The sequence below is a fragment of the Acidimicrobiia bacterium genome (assembly GCA_041394025.1).
Taxonomy (GTDB): Bacteria; Actinomycetota; Acidimicrobiia; order IMCC26256; family JAOSJL01; genus JAOSJL01.
On record JAWKJA010000003.1, the window covers coordinates 800,531 to 821,225 of the forward strand.

15 protein-coding genes are annotated in these 20,695 nt (G+C 68.6%); 3 read left to right on the forward strand and 12 right to left on the reverse strand.

Going from position 1 to position 20,695, the window contains the following annotated elements; translation table 11 throughout:
* The first annotated feature begins 10 nt into the window (after positions 1–10).
* On the forward strand, positions 11–1,285 hold the full coding sequence (locus R3A49_11225) for a CoA transferase (protein ID MEZ5171304.1): 1,275 nt from the start codon (positions 11–13) through the stop codon (positions 1,283–1,285).
* Positions 1,286–1,324: 39 nt separating this feature from the next.
* A complete protein-coding gene (locus R3A49_11230) occupies positions 1,325–2,545 on the forward strand; it encodes a CoA transferase (GenBank protein ID MEZ5171305.1) in 1,221 nt (406 codons plus the stop codon).
* Here R3A49_11230 and R3A49_11235 read toward each other — a convergent pair.
* The 11 genes from R3A49_11235 to R3A49_11285 form a co-directional block, all read right to left on the reverse strand.
* Complete coding sequence (locus R3A49_11235; protein ID MEZ5171306.1) at positions 2,539–4,299, reverse strand: enoyl-CoA hydratase-related protein; 1,761 nt, start codon at positions 4,297–4,299, stop codon at positions 2,539–2,541. The genes R3A49_11230 and R3A49_11235 overlap by 7 nt on opposite strands.
* A gap of 68 nt (positions 4,300–4,367) precedes the next feature.
* The gene (locus R3A49_11240) at positions 4,368–5,528 is read right to left on the reverse strand and encodes a transporter (GenBank protein MEZ5171307.1); all 1,161 of its coding nucleotides are present in this window, start codon (positions 5,526–5,528) and stop codon (positions 4,368–4,370) included.
* Entirely contained in the window at positions 5,525–6,514 is a 990-nt protein-coding gene (locus R3A49_11245) for an amidohydrolase family protein (protein MEZ5171308.1), read from the reverse strand. Before R3A49_11245 ends, R3A49_11240 begins: the two co-directional genes overlap by 4 nt.
* On the reverse strand, positions 6,514–8,964 hold the full coding sequence (locus R3A49_11250) for a xanthine dehydrogenase family protein molybdopterin-binding subunit (GenBank protein MEZ5171309.1): 2,451 nt from the start codon (positions 8,962–8,964) through the stop codon (positions 6,514–6,516). Before R3A49_11250 ends, R3A49_11245 begins: the two co-directional genes overlap by 1 nt.
* Positions 8,965–9,012: 48 nt before the next feature.
* Positions 9,013–9,546: a (2Fe-2S)-binding protein gene (locus R3A49_11255; protein MEZ5171310.1), complete on the reverse strand. Its 534-nt coding sequence runs from the start codon at positions 9,544–9,546 to the stop codon at positions 9,013–9,015.
* 8 nt (positions 9,547–9,554) lie between these two features.
* The gene (locus R3A49_11260) at positions 9,555–10,433 is read right to left on the reverse strand and encodes a xanthine dehydrogenase family protein subunit M (GenBank protein ID MEZ5171311.1); all 879 of its coding nucleotides are present in this window, start codon (positions 10,431–10,433) and stop codon (positions 9,555–9,557) included.
* A gap of 18 nt (positions 10,434–10,451) precedes the next feature.
* Positions 10,452–10,958: an acetone carboxylase subunit gamma gene (locus R3A49_11265; GenBank protein ID MEZ5171312.1), complete on the reverse strand. Its 507-nt coding sequence runs from the start codon at positions 10,956–10,958 to the stop codon at positions 10,452–10,454.
* A gap of 46 nt (positions 10,959–11,004) precedes the next feature.
* Positions 11,005–13,185, reverse strand: coding sequence for a hydantoinase B/oxoprolinase family protein (locus R3A49_11270; GenBank protein ID MEZ5171313.1), 2,181 nt, complete (start codon positions 13,183–13,185; stop codon positions 11,005–11,007).
* On the reverse strand, positions 13,185–15,563 hold the full coding sequence (locus R3A49_11275) for a hydantoinase/oxoprolinase family protein (protein MEZ5171314.1): 2,379 nt from the start codon (positions 15,561–15,563) through the stop codon (positions 13,185–13,187). The genes R3A49_11270 and R3A49_11275 overlap by 1 nt, the downstream gene beginning before the upstream one ends.
* Complete coding sequence (locus tag R3A49_11280; protein ID MEZ5171315.1) at positions 15,515–16,363, reverse strand: sulfurtransferase; 849 nt, start codon at positions 16,361–16,363, stop codon at positions 15,515–15,517. Before R3A49_11280 ends, R3A49_11275 begins: the two co-directional genes overlap by 49 nt.
* Positions 16,364–16,478: 115 nt before the next feature.
* Entirely contained in the window at positions 16,479–18,041 is a 1,563-nt protein-coding gene (locus R3A49_11285) for a CoA transferase (GenBank protein MEZ5171316.1), read from the reverse strand.
* 41 nt (positions 18,042–18,082) lie between these two features.
* Between R3A49_11285 and R3A49_11290 the strand changes: the two genes are divergently transcribed.
* Positions 18,083–19,165: an enoyl-CoA hydratase/isomerase family protein gene (locus tag R3A49_11290; GenBank protein ID MEZ5171317.1), complete on the forward strand. Its 1,083-nt coding sequence runs from the start codon at positions 18,083–18,085 to the stop codon at positions 19,163–19,165.
* 20 nt (positions 19,166–19,185) lie between these two features.
* Here R3A49_11290 and R3A49_11295 read toward each other — a convergent pair whose 3' ends face one another.
* Positions 19,186–20,652: an amidohydrolase family protein gene (locus tag R3A49_11295; protein ID MEZ5171318.1), complete on the reverse strand. Its 1,467-nt coding sequence runs from the start codon at positions 20,650–20,652 to the stop codon at positions 19,186–19,188.
* Positions 20,653–20,695 lie beyond the last annotated feature (43 nt).

Below are 20,695 nucleotides of genomic sequence, written 5' to 3' on the forward strand. Positions count from 1 at the left end.
AGGAGACGACATGCCAGAGGGGGCGCGGCGGGGAGATGCTCCCGACGGAGATGCCGCCGAGGGAGACGCCGCCGAGGGGGGTGCTCTCGAGGGAATCCGCGTCGTCGAGCTGGGGGGGATGGTCTCGGCGCCCTACTGCGCCAAGCTGTTCGCCGACTTCGGGGCCGAGGTCGTCAAGGTCGAAGCCCCCGGCGGTGGCGACGTCGCGCGCCACTGGGGCCCGTTTCCCGGCGACGAGCCCCATCCCGAGCGCAGCGGTCTCTTCGAGTTCCTCAACACCAACAAGCTCGGCGTCACCCTCGACGTGGACACCGACGCCGGTCGCGACCTGCTGCTGCGGCTCCTCGCTCGCGCCGACGTCCTGATCGAGAACAACCCACCGGCACTGATGCGCGAGCGCGCGCTCGACTACGCCTCACTCGCGCCCGGGAACCCCGACCTCGTGATGATCTCCATCACGCCGTTCGGTCAGACCGGTCCCTACAGCGACTGGAAGGCCTACGACCTCAACGCCTTCCACCTCTCGGCCGCCGGGCACCGCTACTGCGGCCGCCCGGGCGAGGCGCCGCTCGAGCACGGCACCTTCTCCGCCGACTTCTACGGCGCCACCACCGCCGCCGCCTGGGGTCTGGCGGCGGTGATCGGGCGGGACCACGTCGGTGGCGGCCAGCACGTCGACGTGTCCTGTGCCGAAGCCATCGCCGCCACCTTCGTCGGTGGTCAGACCATCGGTGGGTACGCGCAGGACGGCATCTTCGACTCGCGCACCGGGATCGGAATGGGGTTGTCGGCGCCGGCGGCCATCGTTCCGTGCAAGGACGGGCACGTGTGGATGCTCGTGCTGGAGACAGGCCAGTGGAGAGCGCTCGTCGAGGCCATGGGAAGCCCCGAGTGGGCCCAGCTCGACATGTTCGACGACATGCTCGTTCGCGGACAGAACAAGGACCTCATCTACTCCCTCATCGGGGAGTGGGCCATGCAACACGACAAGTTCGAGATCATGGAGCGCTGCCAGGCCGTCGGCGCCCCGGTCACGGCCGTGTTCACGGTCGAAGAGGCCGCCGAGCACCCGCACCTGCGCGAGCGCGGATACATCGTCGAGCTCGACCATCCGGAGCTGGGCACCCTTCGCCACCTCGGCGCCCCCTTCAAGCTCCCGGAGAGCCCGGGAGGGCCACGCGACCCTGCTCCACCGCTCGGCGGGCACAACGACCTGGTCTACGGCCACCACCTCGGTGTGAGTGCCGAGGAGCGCGCGCAACTCAGCGCCGACAAGGTCATCTAGCCCGCAGAACACCGCCTTCGGACGATCGAGGAGACACACGTGGAACAAGCGACACCTCTCGAGGGATTCCGTGTCGCCAACTTCGGCTGGGTGTGGGCCGGCCCCATCGTCGGCCAGACCCTCGCGTTCCTGGGTGCCGAGGTCTACAAGATCGAGTCGCGGGCCAGGATCGACATGGCACGCACCATCCCACCCTTCGCCGAGGGCGTCCGCGACCACAACCGCAGCCTCTCGCTCCATGCGGGCTGGGCCGGCAACGGCAGCGTGACCCTCAACCTGAAGAAGCCCGAGGGCGTGCAGCTGGCCCGCGACCTCATCGCCCACTGCGACGTCGTCATCGAGAACTTCGGGCCCGGCGTGATGAGCGGTCTCGGGCTCGGGTACGAGGAGCTCGCCGGAGTCAGGCCCGACATCGTGATGTTCTCGATGCCCGCCGCGGGCCTCGACGGCCCTCTCTCCAACCTCCGCACCTACGGGCTCAGCCTGGCGAGCATCACCGGGATGGACAGCCTCACCGGATACGACGACGGGCCACCCATCGCGATGGAGAACGCCTTCTCCGATCCGTTCAACGGCATCATGGGCGCGTTCTCGATTCTCGTCGCGCTGAGACACCGGGACCGGACGGGGAAGGGACAGCACATCGACTACTCACAGCAGGAGGCCGTGATGCAGATGGTCGGCCCGGCATTCATGGACTACGTGATGAACGACCGGGTCGCGAAGCCGATCGGTAATCGACACCCGCTGTCGGCTGCGGCGCCCCACGGAGTCTTCCCCTGTCGCGGCGACGACCGCTGGATCAGCATCGCGGTCACCGACGACGAGGAATGGCAGGGCCTCGTCGCAGCCACGAACGGCGCCGACTGGACCGACGCGGAGGAGTTCGCGACCCATGAGGGCCGCGTGCGCAACATCACCCGACTCCATGAGCACCTGGCCGCCTGGACATCCGACGTCGACGACCGGGCGCTCGCCGCGCAGCTCCAGGACCGGGGCGTGGCGGCCGCTCCCGTGATGAATGTGGGCGACCTGCTCGATGATCCCCACTACCGCGCCCGTGGCACCTTCATCGAGGTGCGGAACCCCCTCGGATTCACCGAGACCATCTACGGCGCCTACGTGAAGACCAGCCGGAGCGAGGCGAAGATCGAACCCGGCCCGGCGATCGGTCAGGACAACGAGCACGTCTTCGGCGACATCCTCGGCATGCCGAAGGACCGCTACGAACAGCTCGTCGAGGAGCAGGTGATCTACTGACCGGTGAAGTCGGGCCTGCGCTTCTCGGCGAAGGCACGCGGGCCTTCCTTCGCATCGTCGGAGGCGAAGACCTTCGCCGCGAGGGACTTCTCGAGAACGAATCCCTCCTCGAGGCCGAGGGCGCGTACCGCGATCTCCTTGGACGTACGGACCGCCAGCGGGCCGTTCCTGCAGATCGAGGCCGCGAGATCGAGGGCGGTGGACATGACCTCGTCGGCGGGTACGACACGGTTGACCAGACCGATCTCGTACGCCCGCTGCGCATCGATGGATTCGCCGGTGAGCAACAGCTCCATCGCCAGCGCCCACGGGATCTGGCGCGGGAGGCGGATGTGTGAGCCACCGGCGGGCACAAGGCCCCACCGCACCTCACCCAGACCGAAGGTCGCTTCCTTCGCGGCGACCCGCAGGTCCGTCCCGGCGAGCATCTCCATACCGCCGGCGATGCAGTGTCCGTTCACGGCGGCGATGATGGGCTTGTCGACCTCTGAGAACTGGCGCTTGGTGTGGTCCTCGTAGCCCAGCTCGTCGCCGGAGGTGAGCAGCGGGATCGCCTCCTTCAGATCCATCCCCGTGCAGAATGCCCGATCGCCGGTGGCGGTCAGGATGGCCACCAACGAGTCGTCATCATCGTTGAAGTGGGCAAAGGCTGCGTCGAGCGCGGCGAGCATCTCCTTGGTCAACGCGTTCATCGCATCGGGGCGGTCGATCGTCACGATCGCGATGCCGTCGCTCTTCTCGTAGCGGATCGTCGGAGGTAGCTCGAGCGACGGGATCGGCACGGCGCGACGGTCGCGAGACCCTCCCGGGGAGCGACGTCGGAACTTCGGAAGCGTGACCTCGTGGGTCACGTCGTCGAACACGACCTCGACGGGCATGCCCATCTCGAGGTCCTCCGGCGGGCAGTCGACGATCCGGGTGAGCAGGCGCACGCCCTCCTCCATCTCCACGACGGTGGGTGCGTAGGGCGTGTCGTCGACGAAGTCGGGGTGGAGCGCCCGGTCGGCGACCGTCCAGCTGAAGACGGTGCCGCGACCGCTCGAACGCTCCCACACCCAGTCGAAGGAGCCGCACTCGGCGCACATCTCCCGCGGGACGTGGCGCCAGGTCCGGCAGTCCACGCAGCGTTGGAAGCGGAGCTCCCCCTCCTTGCAGAAGCCGTAGAAGTCCTTGGCGTAGCCGTCGAGCTCGGGGAGCGGCTTGGTGTACTCGGGCGCAGCCCACTCACCGACGGCCTCGGGTGTGAGGTCCTTGTACTCGGCGGCGTCGGGCAGAGGACGACCCAGCCACTCGGCATAGAACGTGTCGAGATCGGGAAGGAAGTCGAAATCGGGAGGACACCCCCGCGGAACGACCTCCACCTCGAGCTGAGCGCCACAACCCGGACACACGTACTCACGCAACTGGACCCACGCAGGATCAGGCATCTCACGGCCCTTGTACACCTCGGCCAGGCTCTCCTCGGTGTCACGCACACTGATCAACGCCGAGATCTTCCAGTTCACCCGGTAGTCACCGAACTCGTGGCCGCAACGGCACTTCACCACACGCCCACCGTCCTTGGCGACGATGAACAACGACGGAGTGAGCGGCAACAGGATCTGATCGTCCCACCCGACACGCTCCTGGAGGATCTCGACGTACTTGTCGAAACGATCGACGTCCTTGGGGCTCTTCATCATCTCCTGGACCGCAGGCCACGCCAGCACCCCGTCCATGAGCTTCTCGATATCGGCCTTGTGAAAGTCCGCCACAGCACAATCTCCTAGAACTCGACGTCGTGTGTCACCGCGTCGTGTGTCGCCGCGTCGTGTGCCACCGCTCAGCGCGCCAGGACGGCGAGGCTGCCGTCGCCGAAGTCGCCCCAGCCCGTGACGATGCCCGTCTCCGCCTCCTCGACCTGGCGTTCTCCGGCCTCTCCGCGTAGCTGACGCACCGCCTCCACGATGTGGCTCATGCCGAGAACGTGGGCCTCTGCGAGCAGCCCACCGTGTGTGTTGACGGGGAGCTCGTCGCCCAGGCCGATGCCTGCGTCCTCGACGAAGGGCCCACCTTCACCGCGTTCGCAGAAGCCTGCCTCTTCGAGCTGCTGGAGCACCTCGAAGGTGAAGCAGTCGTAGATCATCGCGAAGTCGACGTCGTCGGGCGTGATTCCCGCCCGTCCGAACGCCTCGGGTGCCGCGATGGTGAGCCCGGTCTTGAAGAGATCGTCGCGGTTGATGATCTCGTCGGCCGGATACGGCTGGCCGCGTGCCGCGCTCACGATCGTGACGGGTTTTGTCGGTAGATCCCGCGCCCGCTCGGCGCTGGTCACCACCACGGCCGCCGCGCCGTCGGTCTCGAGACAGCAGTCGAGGACCCGGTAGGGGTCGGCGAGCATGCGGGATTCCATGTAGTCGTCGAGGGTGATGCGTCGACCGCGCATGACCGCGCGCGGGTTGTGCTGGGCGTGTTCGCGCATCGCGACCGCGATCAGGCCGAGCTGCTCCGACCTGGTGCCGAACTCCTCCATGTGGCGGCGCGCGATCACGGAGTACCACTGAGGTGGCGCGGTGAAGCCGTAGGGCAGGTAGTAGTCGCGCGCGATGGCTCCGCCGGGAATCGAATCCGTGTCGTCGGCCACCGTCTGGCGGGCCCGGGAACCCGAGTAGCCGTTCCAGCCGGCCGGCAGCAGCACGTAGTCGGCCGTTCCGTTCGTGACAGCCGCTGCGGCGTCCTGGAGAGAGGCCACGGGAGCTGCACCGCCCATCCCCACCGTGGCCGCGAAACGCAGGTTCTCGCACCCGAGGTTGGCCGCGAACTCCTCGGCCCGGCCCAGGTTCGGGAACGGCATGATGCCGTCGATGGCCGACGGCTCCAGGCCCGCCTCCTCGATCGCGCGCACCGAAGCCTGGAGCTGGATGCCGAGTTGGCTCATGCCCGAGCCGGGCTTGCGGCAGTAGTCCGTCTCGCCGATTCCGACGATGCACGCTTGCCCAGTCACGAGTTGTCCGATGGTCGGCCGATACGGCGGGTGGTCTCGATCCCTGCGAGCCGTGCGAGGTTCGTACCGAGGAACCCTGCCCGCATCTCGTCGGTGATCTCCGGGTACCCGTAGTTGCGTTGCAGTTCGTCGGGAATCTGGAGGTGACGAACCCAGTCGACCACCCGTTTGGTGTCGACGAACGGCAGATCGAGCCCGAGCACGATCTTGTGGGGCTCGACCCACTGGAGCGCCGTGCCGATCGCGTGGTAGCCGCGGTAGGGCGAGCGTTCGTACCACCCCACGATGCCCGACAGGCTGAGGTGGAGGTTCTCGTGCTTGGCCGCGAGCCCGATGACCTCCTCGGTGTGGGGCCACGCCATGTGGTAGGCGATCATCGTGAGCTCGGGGAAGTCGAGCAACACCCGGTCGAGGGTGTCGGGATGGGTGTGGGCGCTCGGCTGCGGGCAGACGTAGGACATCCCGGTGTGGACCGTGAGAGGGATGTCGAGCTCGCAGGCCTTCTCGTAGAACGGCCACATCCGCCTGTCGTCGAGTGGCGCCAGGTCCTCGGGTTGGTAGACCTTGCACAGACGCGCGTCGTATTCGGTGACCAGGTGCTCGAGTTCCCACACCGCGTTCTCGACACCACGACGCAGGATGGGCCCGACCATCGCCTCGAGGTACATGCGCCCGGGGTAGGGCTTGATCTGGTCGATCATGAACTGGTTCGTCGACAGCGGCATCGTGGCCCCGCTGATGTCCATCATGCCTTCGCGCAGGCAGAAGCACACGTCGACCTCGGCCTCGTCCATGTACCCGATCAGCGTCTCCGCGATCGGAGGAGGCCGCTTCTCCGCGAGGTCGATACCCGACCAGGCCCGGAGAACCCCCTGCACGCTCGCCCACCAACGCTTCGTGTTGGGGTAGTAGTTGCTGATCTCGGCGAGGGTCGCCGGATTCATGAAGTGGCATTCCGACAGCGCCACGAAATGGTCGTCGCTCATCACGCCTCCCGGGTTCCGCGTCGGTCGTCGGCCTGCACCTGATCGCGGGCTTTGCGGATCAGCTCCCAGACGCGTTTCGGCGCTGCGGGCACCTCGTGCGCCCGTGTGCCGAGCGGAGCCAACGCGTCGTTGACGGCGCACATCACCGCGGCCGGCGTGGTGTGGATCGGGCCTTCGCCGCACCCTTTGGCCCCGAGCGGTGTGAAGGGTGACGGCGTCACGACCTCCACCTTCTCGGTCGGGGGTACGTCGTTGATCGTGGGCATCAGGTAGTCCATGAAGCTCGCGGTGAGCGGCTGACCCTCGTCGTCGTAGACGTACTCCTCGAAGAGAGCGGCCCCCACCCCCTGCGCCACACCGCCATCCGTCTGACCGTCCACGACGACCGGGTTGAGGCGCGTGCCGCAGTCGTCGGCGATGCAGTAGCGGACGATATCGACCATACCGGTGTCGGGATCGATCTCCACGACCACGACATGCACCGCCTGAGCCGCGGTGAGATAGCTCTTGGCCCGTCCCTCCTCGTCGGCCGCCGTGCGCCCCGGAGCGGTCCACACGTGGGTGGCCTCGGGACGGGGATCGATGTCGGGTGGCAACAGATCGCTGCGCGCCAGCATCGTGGCCGCCACCTTCGGCAGGCTCATCTCGGCTCCGGGCTTGCCCTTGACCACGAACATGCCGTCGCGCAGCTCGACGTCGACCCGTTCGGCTTGCGTCAACGCCGCCGTGACAGCGCACATCTTCTCCGAGAGACGTTCGCACGCACCGAGCACGGCGCCCGTGATGGCCACACCCAAACGGCTGCCGCCCGGGCCGAACGACGGTGGCGCCGACTGGGTGTCGAGCTGGACCACGCGCACGGCGTCCATCTCCACAGCGAAGAAGTCGGCCACGAGCTGACTGACCAGCGTGTACTGGCCCTGACCCTCGAGCGAGAATCCGACGCGCACCGTGATCATCCCCATGACGTCGACGCTGACGGTCGCACCCTCGGGCACTCCCGTCTGCGGCAGTCCGACGATCGCGTAGGCGTTCCAGTCGAACACACCGGGCTCGATGGCGCTCGCCACCCCGACACCCATGATGCGCCCCTGCTCGCGCGCCTCGCGCTGGCGCTCGCGTAGCTCGCGGTAGCCCGCCAGGTCGAGTGCCGCGTCGAGCACCTCCTCGTAGCTCCCGCTGTCGTACTCGTTGCCGCTCGGGATCGTGTAGGGGAACTGATCCGGGCGAATGAAGTTCCGGCGTCGGAACTCCACCGGGTCGATGGCCAGACCCCGCGCCGCGATGTCGATCATCTGTTCGAGGACGAAGAAGTGCGGCGGCGGGCCCATCCCCCGGTAGGGGCTCGCCGGCAACTTGTTGGTCGCCACGAGGGTGAGGTCGTAGCGGGCGACCGGGATCGTGTAGGGCCCGGTGAAGGCCGCGAGCGGCTTGGCGGCGCTGATCGCCCCGTAGCCCTCGCCGGAGGCGCCGAGGTCGTCGATCAACCTCACCTCGAGGCCGGTGACGAGGCCGTCCCCGTCGACGGCCAGCGACGCCTCGTAGTGCCGATCCCAGGCCTGGCTGCCACCGGAGGTGAGGTACTCGACGCGGTCCTCGATCCACTTGACGGGCCGACCCCCCGCCTTGCGGGAGAGCATGCTGACGACGTCGGTACAGCGACCGCCTCCCTTCCCACCGAAGCTCCCACCGTGTGGATGGCTCTTCACGTTCACCTTGTTGGAGGGGATGCCCAGCGTGGCCGCACGGCCCAGGCCGAAGAAGGCCGGCGACTGGATGCTGCCGCGGACCGTCAGTTCGAGGCTCAGGGGGTCCCATTCGCAGACACAGCCGTAGGTCTCGGTGGGATTGGCCCCCACCCGGTTCCAGCGGAACTTCTCGGTGAACACGTGTGCCGCCTCGGCAAAGGCGTCGTCGACCTCACCCCAGGTGAAGACACGGTGCATCATCACGTTGGTGTCGTTCTCCTCGATGACGAGGGGGCTGTCGGCCTCCATGGCCGCGAACGGGTCGGTCACGGCCTCGAGCGGCTCGTAGTCGACCTCGATCAACTCGAGGGCGTCCTCGGCCACGTAGCGGCTGGTGGCCGCCACGGCTGCCACCGGTTCGCCCGCGAAGTGCGTCTTGTGCGTCGCGAGGCAGTGCGTGCCCCATCCCTCGGGTGCGGAGCGAGCGGGGTTGGACCACGCGCGGGCGTCGTCGCCGGTCACCACAGCCACCACGCCGGGCAGCGCCTCGGCCTGGCTGGTGTCGACACTCTTGATGCGCGCGTGGGCGAACGGACTGCGGAGGATGGCGGCGTGGAGCATCCGCGGCAGCACGACGTCACCGATGAACTCCGTGCGGCCGGTGAGAAGAGCCGGGTCTTCCGTGCGCCGAACGCGGCGTCCGACCCACCGCAGCGCGCTGGTGGGGAGATCCTCGGGTCTCTTCGGGATCTCTGTCACCATGAGCACCCGCTCCTTCGCTCGCGGGAACTGCCTCGAAGCGAGCCGCGGCTAGGCATGGGCATCCGCCGAGCGGGCCGCCCCGAGCTTGGCGGCTGCCACGTGCACGGCGCGCAGGATGCTCTGGTAGCCGGTGCACCGGCAGAGCTGTCCGCCGAGCACGTCGCGGATCTCGTCTTCTGTGGGGTTCGGGTTGTCGTCCAGCAACTCGTGGACCGCCATGAGGAAGCCGGGGGTGCAGAAGCCGCACTGGAGGCCGTGTTCCTCCGCGAAGGCCTCCTGGATCGGATGGAGCCCGGAGTCGGGACCCGTCAGTCCCTCCACCGTCGTGACGTCGGTGCCCTCGGCCTGTACGGCCAGCATCAGGCACGAGCGCACGGCCGCGCCGTCGACGAGAACGGTGCAGATCCCGCACACACCGTGTTCGCATCCGACGTGGGTGCCGGTCAGGCCCAGCTCCTCGCGCAGGAAGTCGGCCAGGGTGAGGCGCGCCTCGACCGACGCCTCGTGGGGCTCGCCGTTGACTCTCAGGCGGACCACCGCCTCGCCGCCCGTCTGCGAGGCCTCCCGGCTGTCGGGCGCCACCGGCGGGCTCATGGTGACGCGGTGGCTCGCGCCACCGCCTCCGCGAGTCCCCGCTGTGTCAGGACATCCGCGAGGTGCCGGCGGTAGTCCGCCGTGGCATGCACGTCCGCCAGCGGATCGCTGATCTCGTCGGCCACGGCGCTGCCCGCCCGGGCGAACAGCTCCTCGTCGGCACGCCCACCGTCCACGACCGCTTCGGCCCCGCGCATCCGCGTCGCCGCAGGCTGCACACCGAACAGCACGATCCGCACGTCGGCACAGCTCCCGGCTGCGTCGACACTCAGCGTGATCGCGGTGCCGGCCATCGCGAAGTCGCCGTGACGCCGGGACAGCTCCGTGAACGCCCAACCGGTTCCTTCGGCCACCATCGGGAAACTCACCTCGATGAGTATCTCGGCGGGTTCGAGGGCTGTTGTGAGGTATGTGACGAAGAAATCCTCGGCCTGGATGGTGCGCTCACCCTGAGGTCCGAGCACCCGCATCCGGGCGTCGGACGCGACGGCCACCGCGGGGTACTCGGCGGCGGGATCGGCGTGCGCCATGGATCCGCCGATCGTGCCCCGGTTGCGGATCTGGGGGTGACCGACCATGAGCGTCGCCGCGTGCAACAACGGCTGGCGGCTCGAGACGAGCGACGAGCGCTCCACGGAGCGTTTGGTCGTCATGGCGCCGATCTCGATGCGGCCGTCGTTCCCACGGATGTAGTCGAGCCCGTCGATACGGCCCAGGTCGACGAGGAGTTCTGGGCGTGCCAGACGCGTGTTGAGCATCGGCATCAGAGACTGACCGCCCGCGAGGACCACCGCCTCACGATCGGGATCACTCAGGAGTGAAACCGCTTCCGCAGACGACGTCGGAGCCGCATAGTCAACAGATGCCGGCTTCATGGATGCCTCGTCGGGTCCTCACCCGACCCATGCGCCGACGGCCTCGGGTGTGAGGTCCTTGTACTCGGCGGCGTCGGGCAGAGGACGGCCCAGCCACTCGGCATAGAACGTGTCGAGATCGGGAAGGAAGTCGAAATCGGGAGGACACCCCCGCGGAACGACCTCCACCTCGAGCTGAGCGCCACAACCCGGACACACGTACTCACGCAACTGGACCCACGCAGGATCAGGCATCTCACGGCCCTTGTACACCTCGGCCAGGCTCTCCTCGGTGTCACGCACACTGATCAACGCCGAGATCTTCCAGTTCACCCGGTAGTCACCGAACTCGTGGCCGCAACGGCACTTCACCACACGCCCACCGTCCTTGGCGACGATGAACAACGACGGAGTGAGCGGCAACAGGATCTGATCGTCCCACCCGACACGCTCCTGGAGGATCTCGACGTACTTGTCGAAACGATCGACGTCCTTGGGGCTCTTCATCATCTCCTGGACCGCAGGCCACGCCAGCACCCCGTCCATGAGCTTCTCGATATCGGCCTTGTGAAGTCCGCCACAGCACAATCTCCTAGAACTCGAAATCGTCGGGGAGGTCCCAGAACGAGCGCAGTTCGGCTCCGTAGTCGGGGGAGAGCTCCATGGACGAACGCCACATGTCGAGGACGGCCGGATCCATGTTCTCCTTGGCGGCCACCTTCTTGCGTTCCTCGGTCCACCACTCCTTGAACGGGACGGCCCTCTTCTTGCGCTCCTCGCGGATCTCCGCGCGCCTCGCCTCGGTGGCGGTGGTGTCGACGCTGTAGGTGCCGTTGTGCGACACCACGACCCCGTGGATGTCGGAGGCGACCCGCGGGCTCGTCCACCCCTTGTTGAGGTCGACCTCGACCGCGGCCGGATCGCGCTCGATGGGATCGCCCATCGCCTGGGCGCCCGAGATCGGGTGGATGATGACGTCGTAGTTCTGGAGCGGCTCGGGCGTGAGGAACGGTGCGGCCGCGGGGCTCTGGAGCTCACGCGCCTCGATCGCCGTCTCGATCGTGGGCGTCTCGGCCGGCCCGCGCTCGTGCACGAGGGGCTTTCGCGCCTCGATCAGCTCTTCGACGTTGGTGTCGTGGGCGTAGCTCGGCGAGTCGGGATATGTGGGGTACGCGCCGTACATGCCGTGGTTGGACACCACCTTGCTGCGCATCCCGGCGTCGCCGCACTGGTAGTCCAGCCCGGGCGTGTTGTGCACCATCCACACTGCCGTGTGGCCGAGACCGCCGCGGAAGCGACCGTAGCCACCCGAGTCGGGCTCGATGTTCCGTCCGAGGTACAGGATCGGGTAGTAGAGCTCGGTGACTTCGGCGTTGCCGAAATCGGCATTCGGTGTGTAGATGCACCATGCACTGTTCTCGCCGTCGGCGAATCCACGTGCGGGGGAGCCGTTGCTCGCCTGCTCGAGGGTCAGGCCCGCGAGGTAGTAGCCGAGCTGGGTGATGCCGGCGAACTCGGCCGTCATCGTCGTGGCCGCACCGGCCGCCATCTCCTCGACGAAGCCGCGCATCTGGAAGAGACGTCCGAAGGCCTCGTAGAGGTTGCTCATCCACATCACGGCCGGTGCCCACGCCACACCGGACGAGGCCGAGTAGTCGACCTCGAACGGGTTGGCCCACGAACCAGAGGGCGGGGTGTCGACGTCCCAGGCCGCGGTCGGACCCGAGTTGAACATGTCGAAGCCGACGATGTGGGAGTAGCCGTTGAGCAACCCCGACTTGAGTGCCGTCGGGCTGATGTTCTCGCCGAAGGGCACGGTGCCGCTGGCGCCGCGCAACGAGAGCCGCACGCCCGCGTCGGCTCCGACCTCGAGCTCCATGGGGAGGCTCATCAGGCAGTCGACGTCCTGTTTGCCCAGGACGATGTTCTTGTCCTTCATCGCCAGGTCCTTGAACTGCGACTTGCGGATGCGACCGGGCACGGCCTGCGTCTTGACCCGGCCCACCGCGTAGCGGCGGCTGTCCTCGACGAACTCCTGGGTGGCGTCGAGGAAGAAGTCGAGGCCGTACTTGTCGATCACCTCGATCAGTCGTTCGCGAATCGTGACGCAGCCGGCCAGGCGTCCCCGGGCGTCTCCCATCACGAAGTCGGGCGTGCGCGTGCGGGAACGGACACGTCGCTCGTACCAGGGGTAGAACGCGTCGTTCTCGCCGACCTTCTCCATCGAGATGCAGAGGCCGTCCGAGTAGCAGTCGGGGTTGAGGAAACCCACCGAACCCGGCGTCACCGACCCGCAGTCGCTGACATGGGTCACCGAACTCGCCCACGCCACGAGCTTGCCCTCGTAGAACAACGGCATCGCCATGTCGAAGTCGGGTGCGTGGATGCCGCCGTAGTGGGGGTCGTTGTTCTCGAAGATGTCGCCCTGGTTGAAGCCCGGGTAGTCCTCGTAGCCCAACGTGATGAAGTGCCGGATCATGTCGGCCAGCAGCCCCGGGTGTGCCGTGATGCCGCGCGAGACGCAGATCGCCTCACCGGTGGGGAGATGGAGGCCCCAGAGCGCGTCACCGCCTTCGACCGCGATCGGTGACGAAGACACCTTGCAGCCGGTCTCCCAGGCGACGTTGCACAGGTTCGAGAGGATGTGCCAGAGCGCCTCGTACTCGCCGCGGTCGTTGTCCTTGCGGCTCAGGGTCTCGAGGCCGAAGAGGTGGCCCGTCTTCGTGAGAGCCTCGTCGTTGGCCTGGATCTGTTCCGCGAGACTGAGCCCCATCATCGGTCCTTTCGCTCGAGCCAGTAGATGTCGTGCTCGTCGATCCGCACGTGCCACTCCGGCGGCACGTACAGAGTCGTGTTCGACGCCTCGATCACGGCGAGACCGTCGATCTCGTTGCCCGGCACGAGCCGTTCCATCTCCCAGACGTCGGCGTCGTGCCACTCGCCACCGTTGAACACCGGCCGCTTGAACTTGAACGCCTCGCTGTCGGGTTTCTTTCCTGCAAGCTTGTGCTTGCGGAGCTTGGGCTTGACCGTCGCGACCTTGGCGACCACGCACACCTCCGTGATCTGGTAGGAGGCGACGGCCGAGTCGGTCTTGGCGACCAGCGTGAACATCTCGGTGTAGCGGTCCTCGAAGGCCTTGATCAGCCGGCCCACGTCCTCGGGAGAGTCGATGCTCTGCACCGGTGTCTCGACCTCGATGTCGTCGAGCTGGCCGAGGTACTTCATGTAGACGACGCGGGTGGTCGAGATCTGATCGGGCGTGAAGCCCTCTTCCTTGAGCTCGGCGAGGAGCTCTTCTTCGAGCGCCTCCCAGGCCATGTTGACCGGCTGGAGGTACCCGACCTTCATCGCATCGTCGAGGTCGGGTGTGATCATGGTCGCGACGCTCTTGTGGCGCCGGTACGAGTAGTCCATGCACGCGCCGCCCCAGGCCGAGAACGCACCGGCGTGGGGGACCGTGGCAACCGCCTTCCACGGGTCGTCGGCCGCGTAACCCAGCAGGTGAAGAGGACCGGCACCGCCGTAGCCCAGGAGTACGTAGTCGCGGAGGTCGTGACCCACCATGAGACTGCGCACGAGGTGCTCACGCATCATCACGTTCAGCACCTCCAGGCAGGTCTCCGCGGCCACGTAGACGTCCATGCCCAGCGGGTCGGCGATCTTCTCCTTGAACAGGTCGTAGGAGACCTGCTTGTTGACCTTCAGCTTCCCGCCCAGGTAGTTGTCCTCGTTCAAGATCCCGAGCAGCAGGTTGGCGTCGTTGATGGTGGGAGTGGTGTTGCCCGCCTCCAGGAAGGTGGGGCCGGGTACTCCGCCCGCAGAGTCGGGACCCAGCTTCAGACGACTCGTCTGTGGGTCGAGCCGGATGTAGGTGCCGGTCCCCGCACCGATGGAGGTGATCCCCAGCATCGGGACGTTCACGTACATGTCCTGGAAGCCGGGCTCCCGGTCGATCGGCAACACGCCGGCCGTGATCGCTCCGGCGTCGAACGAGGTTCCGCCCACGTCGGAACAGACGATGTTGTCCTCGCCGATGACGCTCGACAGGTACTTGGCCCCCATCAGCCCGCCGACCGGCCCCGACATGGCGGACTCGAAGAGCCGGGGATAGCGGATGTTGGTGATCCCCCCGTAGCCCAGAACCGTCTTCAGGCTGCGGGGGTAGTCGATCTTCTCGAGCTCTTCTTCGATGCGGAAGAGCTGTTCGCGAGCAGCGTGGGACGCATAGGCCTGGATCACGGTGGCGTTGGCTCGCGACACCTCGCGTGTGGTGGGCGCGACCTCGCTCGAGATCTCGAGCGGGACCTCACGGCCCACCTCCTGCATCACACGGCGCACGATCTGCGCGGCGCGCTCCTCGTGTTGAGGATTGGTGTAGGACATCAGGAACACGATGGCGAGCGCCTCGCACTCCTCGTCGACGAGCAGTTCGCGTGCACCCTGCTCGACGTCGTGCTCGTAGAGCGGGATCACCGGCTGGCCGAACATGTCGATGCGCTCGGTGACCCCACGCGCCTGCTCGCGCGGCACGAGGGGGATCCGGTGCTTGCGGTACTGCATGTGGGTGATCTCACTCCACTGCGCACCGATGAACGTCTGGGAGCCGCGACCCTGGACGATGATGTCCTCGAAGCCCTTTGTGACCAACAAGCCGGTCTTGTAGCCGCTCATGTTGATCACGGTGTTGAGCATCGACGTGCCCGTGTAGATGGCCGTCTCCATCTGCTTGCCGAACTCCCGACCCTCCCGCAACGGGTCGACGTCCATGTACTCGAGGGCCTCCTCGAGGGACTCCATGTAGCCGATGCTCTCGTCCTGGGGCGACGTCGGAGCCTTGCCGATGACGCTCTGGCCCTCTTCGTCGACGATGATCACGTCGGTCATCGTCCCGCCTGCGTCACAAGCAACGAAATAGTTAGCCATTGCGGGCCTTCCCTCTTCTCCTGCCGACCCGACGTCGGGTCCCGGCGCTCGGTCCTGGCGCTGGATACTACCGTCTGCCGGAAGTCCTAACCAATGGGTAGCAAAGTGTAACCAACTGGCGAGTCGCCGCCGGAAGAGCCGCAGCGGGCCCGTCACCATCCCCGTCAGCTTCCCGGTCAGCATCCCGGATCCACGGTCAGGGGGTTTGCGGGGTCGGCGGCCCATTCCTGGAGGGACGCGGCGTAGACGGCGACATCGGCGAAACCGAGCCGGGCCAGGACGAAGGCGACCGACGACGCCACGACCCCCACGCCGCAGTACGTGATGGTGCGCACGTCGCGGTCCCGCTCGACCACGGCCCCCAGTTCGGGGAGCGGACGGTACCGACCGGACCCGTCGACGAGCTCGAACGCCGAGAGGTTGGACGCCCCGGGGACGTGGCCGGGGCGGTCGTAGAGGGCCATCTCGCCCCGGTAGTGCTCCGCCGGCATCGCGTCCAGGAGGTGGACGGCGTCGTCGCCGACGGCGGCGAAGACCTCGTCGCGGTCGGCGATCAGTCGGGGACGGGGATCGGCGGTGAGCTCTCGCGCCGGTGGTTGCGCCGGGTCGGTCGAGAGTGGTCGGCCCTCGGCGGTCCAGACCCCCAGGCCGCCGTCGAGGATCGCCGCGCGGTCGACACCGACCCAGCGCAGCATCCACCAGACGCGAGCGGCCCACACCGACGAGGCTCCGTCGTAGAGCACGACCCGCGAGTCAGGACCGACACCGAGCGCACCCAGGGCGGCGCAGAACTGTTCGGGAGTCGGCAGCGCGAGGTCGAGCGGACTGTCGTGATCGGAGAGATCGCCGGTGAGATCGGCGAATCCGGCGGATGGGATGTGGCCGTCGTCGTGGGCGGGCCGGGCGCTCACGTAGCGGAAGCCGCCACCCTCGTCGGGCTGCTGGTCGACGGAACAGTCGAGAACGACCAGATCCGGATCGTCGAGGTGGTGACTCAACCAGTCGGTGGTCACGAGCGTCTCCATCACGGCCCACTCCTGTGTCACACGGCCTCGGCGAAGGCTGTCGCCGACGGTGGCGACACTAACGGCTTCCCCGGGCCCGGTCCTCCCGGGCGGGCAGCGGCTTTCGCCCGCGCTCTCAGCACACCAGTTCGCTCAGCACCTCGTCGGTGTCGGCGCCCGAAGCCGCTGCCGGTCCGGTGGCACGCCGGGCGAGCGGTTCGTGAACCGTCGTCGGTTCACCGTTCGCGTCGACGGTCCAGACACCACCCGAACGGTTCGCCGCAGGCGACTCGCCGGGCCTGTTCGGGGAGTCGCGAAGCGTGGACGCCACCACGTCGTGCAGGGGAACGTCGACGAGTCCGCCGTGACCCCCGTCGTACATCGCCAGAGCGGCGAGCGCGCCATGGAGGCCTGTGAGCGGGTCGGCGATGGCGTCACCGCAGAACACGGGACGGCCGTTCTTCCCACGGGCGATCAGGCCGGCGGAGGCGGCCGCGTCGTCGCCGAAGGCCACCCGGTTCCTCCACGGGCCGCCGCGCCCGTAGCCGGTGATCGACACCCACACCGTTGCCGGCGAGCGGGACAGGACCGCGTCGGGCCCGAGACCGAGCTGGTCGAGCGCCCGGGGTCTCGACGACTCGACGACCACGTCGGCTGACCCGAGAAGTGATCCCAGCCGCTCCAGGTCGGCCCTGTCGGCGAGGTCGAACGCGACACTCCGGTGGCCGCTGTGGAGGAGATCGTAGAAAGGGGCCGGTCCCCGCCGTGCCCCGTCGGGGCGCGTGTGTGACTCGACCTTGACGACGCGGAGGCCCGCCAGACCGAGCAGGTGGGAACAGAGAGGGCCCGCCCACATCGAGGAGAGATCCACGACCAGGCCCGGCTCCCGTGGCTTCGCGCCGGTGAATCGGTGTGTGATCCGCCACGGTTCGACGGGAGACCGCTCGTGGCGGACCCGGCTCTGCTCGTCGTCCGCGACGTCGTCCGGCCGGGGGACGAGCGCGACGGGAATGCCGAGGAGTTGCGCGCGTTCGCTCAACTCGGTGCCGGGGCGATCCGGACACGTCGCCACGACGGCTGCCCACGGGTCGTCCCCGACGTCCACCTCGAGCCAGGCACCGACCGAATCGGCATCGTCGGGGCGGGCCAGGTTCACCGCCAACACACCGTCGCGAGCGGGGATCAGGCGGCAGGTACCGCCCGGCGAGACGTCACCTCTACGCCGAAGACCCAGGATCGCGGCGTGCTCACCCAGCAGTCGGCCGCCGTCGACGGCCACGGTCGACGCCGCGGGCATCGTTGAGGACCGGGCCGAGGACCGGGTCGACGTCAGGGCCGACGTCAGGGCCTGAATCGCCAGTGCCGCGCCGCGGGCGGCCGTCGCCGGGGCTCCGGGGGCGACCAGCGGTGGCCCGTCGGGCTCACCGGTGAGGGCCATGGCGCCGCTCTCGGCCCAGTCGGCGGTCTCGTGACGGGCGGCGACGCCGGCGCCCACGGGCGGTGCATCCCCGCATGCGAGCCCGTCGATCGAGTCGTCGGGCTCGATGCGGGCGCCCAGGAGCTCGAGCAGCCGCGCCCCGTAGCGGGTCGCGGGCCGGGGGCCGACGAGCACGGCGGTCCCCTCCAGGGGGCGTCCGGACGGGTGGGCCGCGTCGTCGTCCACCGGGTGGTCCGATGCCTCGCCCACCGGCTCACCCACGGGGCAACCGGGTCAGGAGGCGAGCCAATACGCTGGCCCCGATGTCCACCGCGGTGCACCCCTATGCGGAGATCGTCGACGCATTGCGCTCACCCTACGCGAGCGACGACCTCGTGCCCGACGCCTCCGTACCGCTCCTGGTCACCGACGTCACCGGTCGAACCGTGGACCGGGAGGCCGCCCACGCGCTGAAGGCTCTCCCGGCGGTCACCGTCGCCGTCGGCGACGACGCGTCCGGAGCGAGTGGTGCGGGCATGGCGGCCTTCGACGTGCTGGTGGCGGAGAATCCGGCGGGCGGTGCCGCTGCCGGTGCCGGTGCCGGTGCCGGTGCTGATAGCGGCGCCGTCCACTGGCTGGCACCCGACGGCGGCGTCGCGAGCGTGGTGGCGACGATCGACGAACGTGTGCGCTCCCACCCGCAGGCGTCGGTGGCCGCCGTGCGGCTTCTCCGCTTGTCGGAGGGCCTCGACACCGTCGACGGGCTGGTCGCCGAGTCGCTGACCTACTCCACCCTCCAGGCCGGGCCCGAGTTCGCGCACTGGCTCGATCACCGGCCGACGCGCGGCGAGGTCGATGTCGATCCTGTGCCCCTGTTGGTCGAGCGCTCCGAGAAGGAGCTGCGACTCGTGTTCAACCGACCCGAGATCCACAACGCCTTCGGCTTCGAGGTCCGCGATGCCCTGGTCGAGGCCCTCCAGTTGGCGGCCGCCGACCCCGGCATCGAGTCGGTGAGGCTCACGGGCCGCGGACCGTCGTTCTGCAGCGGCGGCGATCTCCGCGAGTTCGGCACCCTTCCGGATCCCGCGAGTGCGCACCTGATCCGCACGACCCGCAGCGCCGGCTACTGGATCGACCGTGTGGCCGAGCGCGTCCACGTCGAACTGCACGGAGCCTGCATCGGTGCCGGCATCGAGCTCTCCGCCTTCGCCGGACACGTCACCGCAGCAGAAGACGTCGTCGTCGAGCTGCCCGAGGTGGGCATGGGCCTCGTTCCGGGGGCCGGCGGGACGGTCAGCCTCCCCCGCCGGATCGGGCGGCACCGAAGCGCCTACCTGACGCTCACCGGTGAACGGCTGCCCGCCCACACCGCTCTCGCCTGGGGTCTCGTCGACGAACTGTCGTGACCGGGCTGTCCGGGGGCCGGTCAGGTTCCGTCGTAGACGACACGTCCACCGATGATCGTCGCCTCGACGCGCACGTCGGCGAGATCGCGACGAGCGGTCGCCCACGGACGGTCGAGGAGGCACAGGTCGGCGGGCTCTCCGGGCCTGATCTCACGCGGGGGGCCACCCGGCCGGGCCGGGTGGCCGGTGAACAGACCCAGGGCCTGCTCGGGTGAGAGCCGTTCGTCGGGCCCCATGACGTGGCCCTCGGCGGTCCGCCGCTCGACGGCGGCGGCCATGGCCGCCCAGGGATCGAGCTCCCCCACCGGGGCGTCCGACCCCGCCGCCAACGGGATACCCGCGTCGAGAAGTGTCCGGGCTCGGTAGAGCCAGGGTTGGTCGGCGACCTCGACCGTGGCCCGGTACCGGTCGCCGTGCTCGCTGATGAAGTGCGGCTGGGTGACGACGGTCACGCCGAGGCGCTCGATCGCACGCAGCATCTCGGGCGGCACGACGCTCGCATGCTCGATCCGGTCGTCGGGACCGGCGCCGGCCTCGGCGAGGGCCGTGACGGCGAACACGACCGCGACCCGACTCGCCGCGTGCACGGCGACGGCACGCCCGTTCGCGTGAGCGGTCGCGATGCGCGCCGCGAACTCCGCGATCGGCGGCAGGGCCGCCTCGAAGAGAACCAGCTTGACGGGGCCGAGGCGAACCCCGTCGGGAGCGGTGGCGTCAGCGCTGCCGGTCATGGCGGTCAGCCGCTGGGCCAGCTCACCCGAGTGTCGCGCCGAGCCCAGCGCTGCGAGCTCGGTCGGGCCGTTGTGGGCCGTCGCGTCGGTGACGCCCGTGACCCCGGCGGCGGCCAGATCGGCGCTCACCGCCCGCAACGACGGTGGCTCCCCGCCGATGCGCTCGCGCAGCCACGCGTCGAGGCCCGTGATCCGGCCCGTCGGGGAGCCGTCGTCACCGATCTCGACGCCCGCCGGGAGCTCGTCACCGGCGTCGAGGTGGAGGTGGGCGAGTGCAGCGCTGTTGAGCACCCACAGCGCACCGCTGCGGTGCTGGAGCCGGACAGGGCAATCGGCGACCGCGGCGTCGAGGTTGCGACGGTCGGGCCACCCCGCCAGCGTGTCGTCCCAGCCGACGGCGCGAAGCCAGCCCCCCTGTCGTTCACGCGCGTTCTCCCGCGCCGCCTCACGCAGTCGGTCGACCAGGTGGTCCGGTCGTGTGACCGCCGGTGGCCCGCACCAGAGGGACTCCGCTCGGGCTCCCAGGGCGAAGAGGTGGACGTGATGGTCGTGCAGGCCGGGAAGCAACGCCGCCCCGCGTCCGGCGACCCGTGCGACGCCGGGCGCCGTGGTAGGACCGGCGGCCCCGCCGACGGCGTCGGAGGGCCCCACCTCGGCCACGACGCCGCCCCGGACCCGCACCGACAGCCCGGCGCGGCCCCCGATCTCGACATCGTCCACCAGAACGTCGGGTACGTCGGGCACGCGGGACATCATCGCCGGACATCATCGCCGCGGGCGGGCAGCGCCCGCTCAGGCC

Bases quoted from the DNA above. Each gene is read 5' to 3' on its own strand.
- R3A49_11225 (MEZ5171304.1), top strand. From the start codon at position 11: ATGCCAGAGGGGGCGCGGCGGGGAGATGCTCCCGACGGAGATGCCGCC.
- R3A49_11245 (MEZ5171308.1), bottom strand. From the start codon at position 6,514: ATGAGCGACGACCATTTCGTGGCGCTGTCGGAATGCCACTTCATGAAT.
- R3A49_11250 (MEZ5171309.1), bottom strand. From the start codon at position 8,964: ATGGTGACAGAGATCCCGAAGAGACCCGAGGATCTCCCCACCAGCGCG.
- R3A49_11260 (MEZ5171311.1), bottom strand. From the start codon at position 10,433: ATGAAGCCGGCATCTGTTGACTATGCGGCTCCGACGTCGTCTGCGGAA.
- R3A49_11265 (MEZ5171312.1), bottom strand. From the start codon at position 10,958: ATGGACGGGGTGCTGGCGTGGCCTGCGGTCCAGGAGATGATGAAGAGC.
- R3A49_11270 (MEZ5171313.1), bottom strand. From the start codon at position 13,185: ATGGGGCTCAGTCTCGCGGAACAGATCCAGGCCAACGACGAGGCTCTC.
- R3A49_11275 (MEZ5171314.1), bottom strand. From the start codon at position 15,563: ATGGGCCGCCGACCCCGCAAACCCCCTGACCGTGGATCCGGGATGCTG.
- R3A49_11280 (MEZ5171315.1), bottom strand. From the start codon at position 16,363: ATGGAGACGCTCGTGACCACCGACTGGTTGAGTCACCACCTCGACGAT.
- R3A49_11290 (MEZ5171317.1), top strand. From the start codon at position 18,083: ATGTCCACCGCGGTGCACCCCTATGCGGAGATCGTCGACGCATTGCGC.
- R3A49_11295 (MEZ5171318.1), bottom strand. From the start codon at position 20,652: ATGATGTCCCGCGTGCCCGACGTACCCGACGTTCTGGTGGACGATGTC.